The following is a 12,380-nucleotide window of genomic DNA, read 5'->3' on the forward strand; positions in this document are numbered from 1 at the left end:
GAGAGTGAACCCCCGGGGGACGCCGTCCGTGACCCGTGAGTGAGCGGGTGCCAGGATGGGGAAGGGTTGACCGGTGCCCCCGGTGCTCGGAGAATCGGGTCCGGAGTGGTCTAAACCAGTTGGGACGGTATGCGATGGCAGACAACGAGCGTTCTTCACTCTCCAACCTCCTGAAGGAGGAGCGACGTTTCGCGCCGCCTGCCGACCTGGCCGCGAACGCCAACGTCACGGCAGAGGCGTATGAACGGGCCGAGGCCGACAGGCTCGGTTTCTGGGCCGAGCAGGCCCGCCGGCTGACCTGGGCCAAGGAGCCGGCCGAGACGCTCGACTGGTCGAACCCGCCGTTCGCCAAGTGGTTCAAGGACGGCACGCTCAACGTGGCGTACAACTGCGTGGACCGGCACGTCGAGGCGGGACACGGCGACCGCGTCGCGATCCACTTCGAGGGCGAGCCCGGCGACAGCCGCGCCATCACCTACGCCGAACTCAAGGACGAGGTCTCCAGGGCCGCGAACGCGCTGCTCGAACTGGGCGTCCGAAAGGGCGACCGGGTGGCGATCTACATGCCGATGATCCCGGAGACGGCGGTCGCCATGCTGGCCTGCGCCAGGATCGGTGCCACGCACTCCGTGGTCTTCGGCGGCTTCTCCTCGGACGCGCTCGCCACCCGCATCCAGGACGCCGACGCCAGGGTCGTGATCACGTCCGACGGCGGGTACCGGCGCGGCAAGCCGTCCGCGCTCAAGCCGGCCGTGGACGAGGCGGTCGGCCGTGTGGACAACGTCGACCACGTGGTCGTGGTCCGCCGCACCGGGCAGGAGGTCGCCTGGACCGAGGGCCGGGACGTGTGGTGGCACGAACTCGTCGGGCGGCAGCCGGCCGAGCACACCCCGGAGGCGTTCGAGGCGGAGCACCCGCTGTTCATCCTCTACACCTCGGGCACGACCGGGAAGCCCAAGGGCATCCTGCACACCTCCGGCGGCTACCTCACCCAGGTCGCGTATACGCACTGGGCGGTCTTCGACCTCAAGCCGGAGACCGACGTGTTCTGGTGCACCGCCGACGTCGGCTGGGTCACCGGCCACTCGTACATCGTGTACGGGCCGCTGGCCAACGGCGCGACGCAGGTGATGTACGAGGGCACGCCGGACACCCCGCACCAGGGCCGCTTCTGGGAGGTCGTGCAGAAGTACGGCGTGACGATCCTCTACACGGCGCCGACCGCGATCCGTACGTTCATGAAGTGGGGCGACGACATCCCCGCGAAGTTCGACCTGTCCTCCCTGCGCGTCCTCGGCTCGGTCGGCGAGCCGATCAACCCCGAGGCGTGGATCTGGTACCGCAAGAACATCGGCGGCGACCGCACCCCGGTGGTGGACACGTGGTGGCAGACGGAGACCGGCGCGATCATGATCTCCCCGCTGCCGGGCGTGACCGAGGCCAAGCCCGGCTCGGCCCAGCGGCCGCTGCCCGGCATCGCGGCGACGGTGGTGGACGACGAGGCGGGCGAGGTGTCCAACGGCGGTGGTGGCTACCTGGTGCTCACCGAGCCGTGGCCGTCGATGCTGCGCACCATCTGGGGCGACGACCAGCGGTTCATCGACACCTACTGGTCACGCTTCGAGGGCAAGTACTTCGCCGGCGACGGCGCCAAGAAGGACGACGACGGCGACATCTGGCTGCTCGGCCGCGTCGACGACGTGATGCTCGTCTCCGGGCACAACATCTCCACCACCGAGGTCGAGTCCGCCCTCGTCTCCCACCCGTCGGTCGCCGAGGCGGCCGTGGTCGGCGCGACGGACGAGACGACCGGGCAGGCGATCGTCGCCTTCGTGATCCTGCGCGGCACGGTCACGGAGACCGAGTCCCTGGTCGCCGAGTTGCGGGGCCACGTGGGCTCGACGCTCGGCCCGATCGCCAAGCCCAAGCGGATCCTGCCGGTGGCGGAGCTGCCCAAGACCCGCTCCGGGAAGATCATGCGGCGACTGCTGCGTGACGTGGCGGAGAACCGGCAGCTCGGAGACGTCACGACACTGACCGACTCCACCGTCATGGACCTCATCCAGTCCAAGCTCCCCGCGACGCCGAGCGAGGACTGAGCAGGGACTGAACACGGTCCGGGCGAGGACTGAGCAGGGACTGAGCTCGGTCCGGGCGAGGCCTGAGGACGGCCACGAGGGGCACTCGGCGGCACACGCGCCGGGTGCCCCTTCGCGCACCCTCCGGGAAGACGCCGCACCCGCCCGCCGCACCGTAGGTAAGCTGGGCAGAGCAAGACAACAGAAAAGACCCTCAGGTGCGCCGGGAAGTCTGGTCGGCATGTGTTCCGTCCTGCCCACCGACCGGAGGTTCCCGTGGCCGCGCCCCGCACCAGCCCCGCACGCAAGTTCCTGGGACGTCTGTCCCTGCCCGAGCGGAACTTCGTCGCGGACGCCCTGCGCACCGAGACCGTCGGCGGCATGCTGCTGCTCCTCGCCGCGGTCGCCGCCCTCCTCTGGGCGAACATCCCCGGGCTGCACACCAGCTACGAGAGCGTCAGTCACTTCCACCTCGGCCCCGCCTCCCTCGGCCTGAACCTCTCCGTGGCGCACTGGGCCGCCGACGGGCTGCTCGCGGTCTTCTTCTTCGTCGCCGGGGTCGAACTCAAGCGCGAACTGGTCGCTGGTGACCTGAAGGACCCCAGAGCCGCGGCCCTGCCGGTGATCGCCGCGCTGTGCGGCATGGCGGTGCCCGCGGCCGTCTACGTCGTGACCAACCTGATCGGGGGCGGGTCGCTCGCCGGCTGGGCGGTGCCGACCGCGACCGACATCGCCTTCGCGCTCGCCGTACTCGCGGTCATCGGGACGTCCCTGCCCAGCGCCCTGCGCGCCTTCCTGCTGACGCTCGCCGTCGTCGACGACCTGTTCGCGATCCTGATCATCGCCGTCTTCTTCACCAGTCACCTGAACTTCGCCGCCCTCGCCGGGGCGGCGGCCGGCCTGGTCCTCTTCCGGCTGCTGCTGCGCAAGGGCGTGCGCGGCTGGTACGTGTACATCCCGCTCGCCCTGGTGATCTGGGCGCTGATGTACAACAGCGGCGTGCACGCCACCATCGCGGGCGTCGCGATGGGCCTGATGCTGCGCTGCACCCCCCGCGAGGGCGAGGAGACCTCTCCCGGCGAGCGCATCGAGCACGTCGTACGGCCCCTGTCGGCAGGGCTGGCGGTGCCGCTGTTCGCCCTGTTCAGCGCGGGCGTCTCCGTCTCGGGCGGAGCGCTGGCGGACGTGTTCACCAAGCCCGAGACCCTCGGCGTCGTCCTCGGACTCGTCGTCGGCAAGACGGTCGGCATCTTCGGCGGGACCTGGTTCACCGCCCGCTTCACAAGGGCCTCGCTCAGCGAGGACCTCGCCTGGGCCGACGTGTTCGCGGTGGCCACGCTCGCCGGGATCGGCTTCACCGTGTCCCTGCTCATCGACGAACTGGCCTTCGACGGAGACGCCGCGCTCACCGACGAGGTCAAGGCCGCCGTCCTCACCGGCTCCCTCATCGCGGCGACGTTGGCGACCGTTCTGCTGAAGATACGCAACGCCCGGTACCGCGGGCTGTACGAGGCCGAGGAACTGGACGAGGACCTGGACGGCATCCCGGACGTGTACGAGCAGGACGACCCCGCGTACCACCTGCGCATGGCCGAGATCCTGGAGCGCAAGGCCGCCGAACACCGCCGGCTCGCCGAAGTCAAGGAGGCCGAACGGGCCGGACGGCTTGCCGAAGTGCCGGGCGGGGCAGGCGAGGAGAACGACAGTCCGGCATGATCTGACGGGACGGTACAAAAGACAGGACCGTTCCCAGTCGGGCAGAAGTCGAAGTTGGACAGAAGCCGGACAGAAGCAAGGCAGAGTCCTCAGTCAGGCAGGAGAGGGAGACCGCGATGAGCGCACCCGACGGCAGCCCGGTCGGCGCCGAACGCAGCATCGGCCAGCTGTTCGCCTCGGCGACCACCGAATTGTCGGCGCTGGTGCATGACGAGGTCGCACTGGCCAAGGCCCAGCTGAGGCAGGACGTCAAACGCGGCGCGACCAGCGGCGGCGCGTTCACCGCGGCGGGCGCGATCCTGCTGTTCTCCCTGCCGATGCTCAACTTCGCGCTGGCGTACGGAATCCGCACCTGGAGCGGTTGGAACCTCGCGGTCTGCTTCCTGCTGTCCTTCGCGGCCAACGTCCTGGTCGCCGGCGTACTGGGGCTGATCGGCATGGTGTTCGCGAAGAAGGCCAAGAAGAGCAAGGGCCCGCAGAAGGTCGCCGCGTCCATGAAGGAGACGGCCGGCGTGCTGCAGAAGGCCAAGCCGCACCCGCGCCCCGAGCCGCCCGCCCTGGAGGACCGCTCCCCCGCGGCCCTCGAGGCTGTGGCACGCTCGTCCTCATGACGGAGCCCGCCACCCCTTCGGCGCAATCGACGTCGGTCGTACGGATCGGCGTGCCCGGCGGCAGAAAGGTGACGCACCGGGACGTCGCCGCCAACGGCGCCCGCTTCCACATCGCCGAGCTCGGCGACGGACCGCTGGTGCTGCTGCTGCACGGCTTCCCGCAGTTCTGGTGGGCCTGGCGGCACCAGTTGACCGCCCTCGCCGACGCGGGCTTCCGCGCCGTGGCGATGGACCTGCGGGGCGTGGGCGGCAGCGACCGTACGCCCCGCGGCTACGACCCGGCCAACCTCGCCCTCGACATCACCGGCGTCATCCGCTCGCTCGGCGAGCCGGACGCCGCGCTGGTCGGCCACGACCTCGGCGGCTATCTGGCGTGGACGGCGGCCGCGATGCGCCCCAAGCTCGTACGGCGGCTCGCGGTCACCTCGATGCCGCACCCGCGGCGCTGGCGCTCGGCGATGCTCGCGGACGTCCGGCAGACGGCGGCGAGTTCGTACATCTGGGGGTTCCAGCGGCCCTGGATTCCCGAGCGGCAGCTCACCGCCGACGACGGCGCCCTGGTGGCCCGTCTGGTACGGGACTGGTCGGGGCCGCGGCTGCCGGACGACGAGGCGGTGGAGACGTACCGCCGCGCCATGTGCATCCCCTCCACCGCGCACTGCTCGATCGAGCCGTACCGCTGGCTGGTGCGCTCCCTGGCCCGACCCGACGGCATCCAGTTCTACCGCCGTATGAAGCGGCCTGTACGCGTCCCGACGCTGCACCTGCACGGCTCCCTCGACCCCGTCCAGCGCACCCGCAGCGCGGCGGGCTCGGGCGAGTACGTCGAGGCACCGTACCGCTGGCGCCTGTTCGACGGCCTGGGGCACTTCCCCCATGAGGAGGACCCGGTCGCCTTCTCGGCCGAACTGGTCAACTGGCTGAAAGACCCCGAGCCCGATCGGTGACCCGGCCGATGCGCCCGGTATCCGAACGGGAACGCCCTTCCTACGAACGGCCAATTGCCCGGCGCATAGGCCAATTGGATCGCCCTCGGGCGGTTATCGACCTTGGGGCGGGGGCAGAGGTCCGGGTATGGGCTGGACGCACGACTACAGTGACGTAGCACGCACCCGCCGTTCGGCGAGCGGTCCGGGCTCCCACCATCGGGATGCCCCGCAACTGTCGAGCACGGACCCCCGGGTGGGCATTCCACGCATCCTGCGCCGCCGCGCCCGCTGGGTGTCGGTACGCCTGCGCCACCCGCGCGGCTGACCCGTTGGGGCCCATCCGGCCTACAGCGCGCAGTTGTCGCTGCCCACCTGCTGATTCGCGGTACGCCCCCGGGCGATGTCCTGCCGGATCTCGTCCGCCGTGAGCGCGTAGCCGGTGTCGGCGTCGTCGAGGGACTTGGCGAACACCACGCCGTACACCTTGCCGTCGGGCGTGAGCAGCGGGCCGCCGGAGTTGCCCTGACGGACGGTCGCGTACAGCGAGTAGACGTCACGGCGGATGGTGCCGCGGTGGTAGATGTCCGGGCCGTTGGCCGCGATGCGCCCGCGCACCCTCGCGGCACGGACGTCGTACGGCCCGTTCTCCGGGAAGCCGGCGACGATGGCGCTGTCACCGCTGTGCGCGTCCGTGTCCGTGAACTTCAGGGCGGGCGCCTTGAGGTTCGGCACGTCGAGCACGGCGATGTCGCGGCGCCAGTCGTACAGGACGACGGTGGCGTCGTACTTCCTGCCCTCGCCGCCTATCTGGACGGTGGGCTCGTCGACGCCGCCTACGACGTGCGCGTTGGTCATGACACGGCGTTCTCCGAAGACGAAGCCGGTGCCCTCGAGGACCTTGCCGCAGCTGCGCGCGGTACCCATGACCTTGACGACGGACTGCTTGGCGCGCAGGGCGACGGCGCTGTCGGCCAGGGCCGGGTCCGGGGGCCGTACGTCGGTGATGGGCTCGTCGGTGAACGGGCTGAAGACCTGGGGGAAGCCGTTCTGCGCGAGGGTCGAGGTGAAGTGCGCGAACCAGTTGTCGGCCTCGTCGGGCAGCACGTCGGAGATCCCGATGAGCACCTTGGAGGTGCGGACCTCCTTGCCGATGGTCGGTATCGTCGTGGCGCCCAGGAGCGAGCCGATCAGCCAGGCGACGAAGAGCAGGGCGGCGACGTTGACCAGGACGCCGCCGGTGGCGTCCAGGGCGCGGGCCGGGGACCAGGTGATGTAGACCCGCAGCTTGCTGCCGAGGTGCGTGGTCAGGGCCTGGCCGACCGAGGCGCAGACGACCACGACGACGACGGCGACGACCGCCGCGGCGGTGCTGACGGGTGTGTTGTCCGTCAGGGCGTCCCAGACGACCGGGAGCGCGTACACCGCGACGAGGCCGCCACCCAGGAAGCCGATCACCGACAGGACGCCGACGACGAATCCCTGACGGAAGCCCACGACCGCGAACCACGCGGCGGCGATCAGCAACAGGATGTCCAGCACGTTCACCGCGTCGAGCCTCGCCTCATCATGTTCCGATCGCCACAGGCCGGCCGGGGACCCGGCTGCGGTGCCCACCCTGTCATGACCGCCAGTCGAGCGGGACCTGCTTGGCGTGGTCCCAGGGCCGCTCCCAGCCGGCGTAGTGGAGCAGACGGTCGATGACTCCGGCGGTGAACCCCCACACCAGGGCCGATTCGACCAGGAATGCCGGACCCCGGTGGCCGCTGGGGTGGACGGTCGTGGCCCGGTTGTCCGGGTTCGTGAGATCCGCCACGGGGACGGTGAAGACACGGGCGGTCTCCGCCGGGTCGACGACGCCGACCGGGCTGGGCTCGCGCCACCAGCCGAGCACGGGTGTGACGACGAATTCGCTGACCGGGATGTACAGCCGGGGCAGCGCGCCGAACAGCTGGACGCCGCCCGGATCGAGCCCGGTCTCCTCCTCGGCCTCGCGCAGCGCGGCCCGCAGCGGGCCCTCGCCCTGCGGGTCGCCGTCCTCGGGGTCGAGGGCTCCGCCGGGGAAGGCAGGCTGACCGGCGTGCGAGCGCAGGGAGCTCGCGCGCTCCATGAGCAGCAGCTCGGGCCCGCGCTCGCCCTGCCCGAAGAGGATCAGGACGGCGGACTGACGCCCCGCGCCGTTCTCCGGCGGCAGGAAGCGGCTCAGCTGGACGGGCTGGACCGTCTCGGCGACCCGCACGACCGGCTGCAGCCAGCCCGGCAGCGCCTCCGTGCTGAGCGCCACGGAGCCGCCCTGCGTGCCGCTCGCCGTCTCACTCGCCCGCGTCATCGCCACCCCCGTCGCCGTCGTCTATCCCCGTCGCCCGTCGCCGTCGCCCGTCGCCGCCGTCGTCCTGCCGTGTCCAACGCCCGAGGGCACCGAGATCGTTCCGCCCGCCGCGGCCCCGTGCGGACCCCGCCGGCGTCATCCCGCCCCCAGCGGCGGTGCCGGCTTGCCGCCCGCGTCCAGGTAGGACTGCGGGGGCTTGAGGCGCTGGCCCGGGAAGCCGCCCTTTTCGTACTTCAGCAGCTTCTTCGCCTTCTCCGGGTCCGTCTCGCCCTCGCCGTAGGCCGGGCAGAGCGGGGCGATCGGGCAGGCGCCGCATGCGGGCTTGCGGGCGTGGCAGATACGGCGGCCGTGGAAGATCACGTGGTGCGAGAGCATCGTCCAGTCGCTCCTGGGGAAGAGCGCGCCGACGGCGGCCTCGATCTTGTCGGGGTCGGTCTCCTCGGTCCACTGCCAGCGCCGCACGAGCCGCTGGAAGTGCGTGTCCACGGTGATGCCGGGGCGGCCGAAGGCGTTGCCGAGCACCACGAAGGCGGTCTTGCGGCCGACGCCGGGCAGTTTGACGAGGTCCTCGAGCCGGCCCGGGACCTCGCCGCCGAACTCCTCCACCAGCACCTTGGACAGGCCCATGACCGACTTGGTCTTGGCCCGGAAGAAGCCGGTGGGCCGCAGGATCTCCTCGACCTCCTCCGGGTTGGCGGCGGCGAGGTCCTCGGGGGTGGGGTACTTGTCGAACAGCGCGGGTGTCGTCTGGTTGACCCTCAGGTCCGTGGTCTGGGCGGACAGGACCGTGGCGACCAGCAGCTGGAAGGGGTTCTCGAAGTCCAGCTCGGGATGGGCGTAGGGATACACCTCGGCGAGCTCGCGGTTGATCCGGCGGGCGCGGCGGACCAGGGCGGTGCGCGACTCGTTCCTCGGCGGCTTCGGGGCGATGGTCTTCGCCGGCGGAGCCTTCTTGACGGCGGCGGTGGCCTTCTTCGGCGCGACGGTCACCTTCCTGGGAGGCGCGGCCTTCTTCACGGAGGCTTTCTGCGCGCCGGCCTTCTTGGCGGCTGCCCGCTTGGCGGGGGTCGCCTTCTTCACCGGCGCCTTTTTCGCCGCTTCTGCCGCATTTGTTCCATCGTCGGGCTCTTGTTCGCCCAAGGCGGAATTCTGACGTACGACCACCCGCGCAGCCCCCTCGACCTGTGCTCTCACCGGCGACTTGGACACCCGGCCAGCCTAGAGCCCGGCACCGACATCCGCCCCGGAGCCCGAGGATCGGGCCCCGATCGGACCCCTGCCGCGTACCCATGGACACCTGTGCGGCATCCTTGTGACAGATCACACTGTTGGGACCGTCCGGCAAAATGGGGAACACGGACCCCTGGCACACGGGGGCGCAAGATCCCCTGAGCAGGTCGACAAGGAGAGAACTCGTGGACGACGTTCTGCGGCGCAATCCGCTCTTCGCGGCGCTCGACGACGAGCAGGCCGCGGAGCTCCGCGCCTCCATGACGGAGGTAACCCTCGCACGTGGCGACTCGTTGTTCCACGAGGGCGACCCGGGCGACCGTCTCTACGTGGTCACCGAGGGCAAGGTCAAGCTGCACCGCACGTCCCCGGACGGCCGTGAGAACATGCTGGCCGTCGTGGGCCCCGGCGAGCTCATCGGCGAGCTGTCGCTGTTCGACCCGGGCCCGCGCACCGCGACCGCGACCGCGCTGACCGAGGTCAAGCTGCTCGCCCTCGGCCACGGCGACCTCCAGCCCTGGCTGAACGCGCGGCCCGAGGTGGCCGGCGCCCTGCTGCGCGCCGTCGCCCGGCGCCTGCGCAAGACCAACGACCAGATGTCCGACCTGGTCTTCTCCGACGTGCCGGGCCGTGTCGCCCGCGCCCTGCTGGACCTCTCCCGCCGCTTCGGCGTGCAGTCCGAGGAGGGCATCCACGTCGTCCACGACCTCACCCAGGAGGAGCTGGCCCAGCTGGTCGGCGCCTCCCGCGAGACCGTGAACAAGGCCCTGGCCGACTTCGCCCAGCGCGGCTGGCTCCGCCTGGAAGCCCGCGCGGTGATCCTGCTGGACGTGGAGCGCCTCGCGAAGCGCTCGCGCTGACGGCGGCCGTACGGCGCGCTTCGACGGGCCCCGTCCCTGGTGGGACGGGGCCCGTCTTCGTGCCGCTGGATGGACCCGGTTCGGACCGCTAGATGAGCCCGTGTTCCTCCAGGTAGTCCAGCTGGGCCCGTACCGACAGCTCCGCGGCCGGCCACAGGGCGCGGTCCACGTCGGCGTACACGTGGGCGACGACCTGGGACGGAGTGCGATGGCCGTCCTCGACGGCCGTTTCGATCTGGGCGAGCCGGTGGGCGCGGTGGGCGAGGTAGTACTCGACGGCGCCCTGGGCGTCCTCCAGGACGGGGCCGTGGCCTGGCAGGACCGTGTGGACGCCGTCGTCGACCGTGAGGGACCTGAGGCGCCGCAGGGAGTCCAGGTAGTCGCCCAGGCGGCCGTCCGGGTGCGCCACGACCGTCGTGCCGCGGCCCAGGATCGTGTCGCCGGTGAGGATCGCCCGGTCGGCCGGGAGGTGGAAGCAGAGGGAGTCGGCGGTGTGTCCGGGGGTCGGTACGACCCCCAGCTCCAGGCCGCCCACCTTGATCACGTCCCCGGCGCCCAGGCCCTCGTCGCCGAGCCGCAGGGCCGGATCGAGCGCACGCACGCGCGTACGGGTCAGCTCGGCGAAGCGGGCGGCGCCCTCCGCGTGGTCGGGGTGGCCGTGCGTCAGCAGGGTCAGCGCGACGCGCTTGCCCGCCTTCTCCGCCATGTCGACCACGTTGGCCAGATGGCCCTCGTCCAGCGGCCCCGGGTCGATCACCACGGCCAGGTCGGAGTCCGGCTCCGAGACGATCCAGGTGTTGGTGCCGTCCAGGGTCATGGGGGACGCGTTGGGCGCGAGGACGTTGATGGCCCGCGCGGTGGCGGGACCGGTGAGAACGCCGCCCCGGGGCTGTCCGGGGAGCGCTGCTGCGTCCGTCATGCGAGGGGACCTTCCTGGACGTCTGCCGTACGGGGGACGCGGCTCACGCGGGAGTCGCCCCGTTCGGGATGCGTTTGGTGAACTCGTCGTGGCCCGGCCAGGACAGGACGACCTCGTCGTCCACCAGGCGGGCCTGCGCGAGGACGGGGGCCAGGTCGCGTTCCCGCGCGGCAGTGAGCGCCTCGGCGGGGCTGCCGCAGGGGATCAGCTGGCGCAGGGTGGCGATGGTGGGCGGCATCATCAGCAGCTCGCCCTTGTCGTACGCGGCCGCCGCGTCCTCGGGGCGGATCCACACCGTACGGTCGGCCTCCGTGGAGGCGTTCCGGGTGCGCTGGCCCTCGGGGAGCGCGGCCACGAAGAACCAGGTGTCGTAGCGGCGGGTTTCGAACTCCGGGGTGATCCAGCGCGTCCAGGCGCCCAGCAGGTCCGAGCGCAGCACCAGGTCCCGGCGGTCCAGGAAGTCCGCGAAGGACAGCTCCCGGGCGACGAGGGCGGCGCGGTCGGCCTCCCAGTCCGCGCCCGTGGTGTCGCCGACGACCGAGTCGGCGTCGGGTCCGGCGAGCAGGACGCCCGCCTCCTCGTACGTCTCCCGGACGGCGGCGCAGACGATCGCCTGGGCCGCGCTCTCGTCGACGCCGAGCCGGTCGGCCCACCACGTGCGCGTGGGACCCGCCCAGCGGACCAGGTGGTCGTCGTCGCGGGGGTCGACGCCACCGCCCGGGTACGCGTACGCGCCTCCGGCGAAGGCCATGGAGGCGCGTCTGCGCAGCATGTGCACGGCGGGACCGGCGTCGGTGTCCTTCAGGAGCATCACGGTGGCCGCGCGCTTCGGCGTGACCGGGGTGAGGGTGCCGTCCGCGAGCGCGCGGATGCGTTCCGGCCAGTCCGGGGGAAACCACTGCCCATTCGCCATGGGCGGAGGCTATCCCGTGGTGGGCGAATGTTCGAGAGGGGTCCGAGGTCAGAGCCTGTTCCGGGCCCTGTCTAACGAACCTCCAGCTCGACCTGGACCTCCACCTCCACGGGCGCGTCCAGCGGCAGTACCGCCACGCCGACCGCACTGCGCGCGTGCACACCCTTGTCGCCGAGAACCTCGGCCAGCAGCTCACTGGCACCGTTGACGACACCCGGCTGGCCGGTGAAGTCCGGGGCGGAGGCGACGAAGCCCACGACCTTCACCACGCGCGCGACACGGTCCAGGTCGCCCGCGACGGACTTGACGGCGGCGAGGGCGTTCAGCGCGCAGACGCGCGCCAGGTCCTTGGCCTCCTCCGGGGTGACCTCGTGGCCGACCTTGCCGGTGACCTGCAGCTTGCCGTCCACCATCGGCAGCTGACCGGCGGTGTAGACGTACACGCCGGAGCGCACGGCCGGCTGATAGGCGGCCAGCGGCGGCACGACCTCCGGCAGCGTCAGGCCCAGCTCGGCCAGCTTCGCCTCGACCGCGCTCATCCCTGCTTCTCCCGCTTCAGGTAGGCCACCAGCTGCTCCGGGTTCGGCCCGGGCACGACCTGGACGAGCTCCCAGCCGTCCTCGCCCCAGGTGTCCAGAATCTGCTTCGTGGCGTGGACGAGCAGCGGCACGGTTGCGTATTCCCACTTGGTCATGGGCCGACTGTAGCCCCTGTCGTACGCCGGTCACGCGGCCGACCACGACAGCGGTTGTCCACAGCCTCCCGCGTGCGAGGAGCGCGGACTGGTTAGGCTCGAAG

13 protein-coding genes are annotated in these 12,380 nt (G+C 71.3%); 6 read left to right on the top strand and 7 right to left on the bottom strand.

Features of this window, described 5'->3' with window-relative positions; all coding sequences use genetic code 11:
* Positions 1 to 134 precede the first annotated feature (134 nt).
* The 5 genes from acs to ACX25U_RS16390 all read left to right on the top strand — a co-directional run bounded on the left by acs (position 135) and on the right by ACX25U_RS16390 (position 5,659).
* Complete coding sequence (acs, locus tag ACX25U_RS16370; RefSeq protein WP_454392816.1) at positions 135 to 2,099, top strand: acetate--CoA ligase; 1,965 nt, start codon at positions 135 to 137, stop codon at positions 2,097 to 2,099.
* 255 nt (positions 2,100 to 2,354) lie between these two features.
* Positions 2,355 to 3,794 carry a Na+/H+ antiporter NhaA gene (gene nhaA, locus ACX25U_RS16375; protein WP_454392818.1) on the top strand — a complete coding sequence of 480 codons (1,440 nt, stop codon included), beginning with the start codon at positions 2,355 to 2,357 and terminating at the stop codon, positions 3,792 to 3,794.
* A 116-nt stretch (positions 3,795 to 3,910) separates the two neighbouring features.
* On the top strand, positions 3,911 to 4,405 hold the full coding sequence (locus tag ACX25U_RS16380) for a phage holin family protein (RefSeq protein WP_454392820.1): 495 nt from the start codon (positions 3,911 to 3,913) through the stop codon (positions 4,403 to 4,405).
* On the top strand, positions 4,402 to 5,352 hold the full coding sequence (locus ACX25U_RS16385) for an alpha/beta fold hydrolase (RefSeq protein WP_454392822.1): 951 nt from the start codon (positions 4,402 to 4,404) through the stop codon (positions 5,350 to 5,352). Before ACX25U_RS16380 ends, ACX25U_RS16385 begins: the two co-directional genes overlap by 4 nt.
* Positions 5,353 to 5,479: 127 nt before the next feature.
* Entirely contained in the window at positions 5,480 to 5,659 is a 180-nt protein-coding gene (locus ACX25U_RS16390) for a hypothetical protein (protein ID WP_454392824.1), read from the top strand.
* A gap of 20 nt (positions 5,660 to 5,679) precedes the next feature.
* On the opposite strand, the gene ACX25U_RS16395 is transcribed toward ACX25U_RS16390, so the two are convergent.
* The 3 genes from ACX25U_RS16395 to nth form a co-directional block, all read right to left on the bottom strand.
* Positions 5,680 to 6,879, bottom strand: a complete 1,200-nt coding sequence (locus ACX25U_RS16395; RefSeq protein WP_454392826.1) for a MarP family serine protease — start codon at positions 6,877 to 6,879, stop codon at positions 5,680 to 5,682.
* 73 nt (positions 6,880 to 6,952) lie between these two features.
* Positions 6,953 to 7,660, bottom strand: a complete 708-nt coding sequence (locus ACX25U_RS16400; RefSeq protein ID WP_454392828.1) for an NUDIX hydrolase — start codon at positions 7,658 to 7,660, stop codon at positions 6,953 to 6,955.
* A gap of 135 nt (positions 7,661 to 7,795) precedes the next feature.
* Entirely contained in the window at positions 7,796 to 8,800 is a 1,005-nt protein-coding gene (gene nth / locus ACX25U_RS16405) for an endonuclease III (RefSeq protein ID WP_454392830.1), read from the bottom strand.
* Between the two features lie 275 nt (positions 8,801 to 9,075).
* Here nth and ACX25U_RS16410 point away from each other — a divergent pair, with 275 nt between their 5' ends.
* On the top strand, positions 9,076 to 9,750 hold the full coding sequence (locus ACX25U_RS16410) for a Crp/Fnr family transcriptional regulator (protein ID WP_073947085.1): 675 nt from the start codon (positions 9,076 to 9,078) through the stop codon (positions 9,748 to 9,750).
* An 88-nt stretch (positions 9,751 to 9,838) separates the two neighbouring features.
* Here ACX25U_RS16410 and ACX25U_RS16415 read toward each other — a convergent pair whose 3' ends face one another.
* From ACX25U_RS16415 to ACX25U_RS16430, 4 genes are all read right to left on the bottom strand, one after another.
* Positions 9,839 to 10,669, bottom strand: coding sequence for an MBL fold metallo-hydrolase (locus ACX25U_RS16415; RefSeq protein WP_454392833.1), 831 nt, complete (start codon positions 10,667 to 10,669; stop codon positions 9,839 to 9,841).
* A gap of 43 nt (positions 10,670 to 10,712) precedes the next feature.
* Positions 10,713 to 11,582 carry an NUDIX hydrolase gene (locus ACX25U_RS16420; RefSeq protein WP_454392835.1) on the bottom strand — a complete coding sequence of 290 codons (870 nt, stop codon included), beginning with the start codon at positions 11,580 to 11,582 and terminating at the stop codon, positions 10,713 to 10,715.
* 71 nt (positions 11,583 to 11,653) lie between these two features.
* Positions 11,654 to 12,121, bottom strand: coding sequence for a RidA family protein (locus tag ACX25U_RS16425; RefSeq protein ID WP_454392837.1), 468 nt, complete (start codon positions 12,119 to 12,121; stop codon positions 11,654 to 11,656).
* The gene (locus ACX25U_RS16430) at positions 12,118 to 12,276 is read right to left on the bottom strand and encodes a DUF4177 domain-containing protein (protein ID WP_073947089.1); all 159 of its coding nucleotides are present in this window, start codon (positions 12,274 to 12,276) and stop codon (positions 12,118 to 12,120) included. The genes ACX25U_RS16425 and ACX25U_RS16430 overlap by 4 nt, the downstream gene beginning before the upstream one ends.
* Positions 12,277 to 12,380 lie beyond the last annotated feature (104 nt).

Source organism: Streptomyces sp. JNUCC 63, assembly GCF_054366325.1.

What these genes read in the sequence shown, in the direction of transcription:
- acs (WP_454392816.1), top strand. Translation starts at nt 135, where the DNA reads ATGGCAGACAACGAGCGTTCTTCACTCTCCAACCTCCTGAAGGAGGAG.
- ACX25U_RS16380 (WP_454392820.1), top strand. Translation starts at nt 3,911, where the DNA reads ATGAGCGCACCCGACGGCAGCCCGGTCGGCGCCGAACGCAGCATCGGC.
- ACX25U_RS16385 (WP_454392822.1), top strand. Translation starts at nt 4,402, where the DNA reads ATGACGGAGCCCGCCACCCCTTCGGCGCAATCGACGTCGGTCGTACGG.
- ACX25U_RS16390 (WP_454392824.1), top strand. Translation starts at nt 5,480, where the DNA reads ATGGGCTGGACGCACGACTACAGTGACGTAGCACGCACCCGCCGTTCG.
- ACX25U_RS16400 (WP_454392828.1), bottom strand. Translation starts at nt 7,660, where the DNA reads ATGACGCGGGCGAGTGAGACGGCGAGCGGCACGCAGGGCGGCTCCGTG.
- ACX25U_RS16415 (WP_454392833.1), bottom strand. Translation starts at nt 10,669, where the DNA reads ATGACGGACGCAGCAGCGCTCCCCGGACAGCCCCGGGGCGGCGTTCTC.
- ACX25U_RS16420 (WP_454392835.1), bottom strand. Translation starts at nt 11,582, where the DNA reads ATGGCGAATGGGCAGTGGTTTCCCCCGGACTGGCCGGAACGCATCCGC.
- ACX25U_RS16425 (WP_454392837.1), bottom strand. Translation starts at nt 12,121, where the DNA reads ATGAGCGCGGTCGAGGCGAAGCTGGCCGAGCTGGGCCTGACGCTGCCG.
- ACX25U_RS16430 (WP_073947089.1), bottom strand. Translation starts at nt 12,276, where the DNA reads ATGACCAAGTGGGAATACGCAACCGTGCCGCTGCTCGTCCACGCCACG.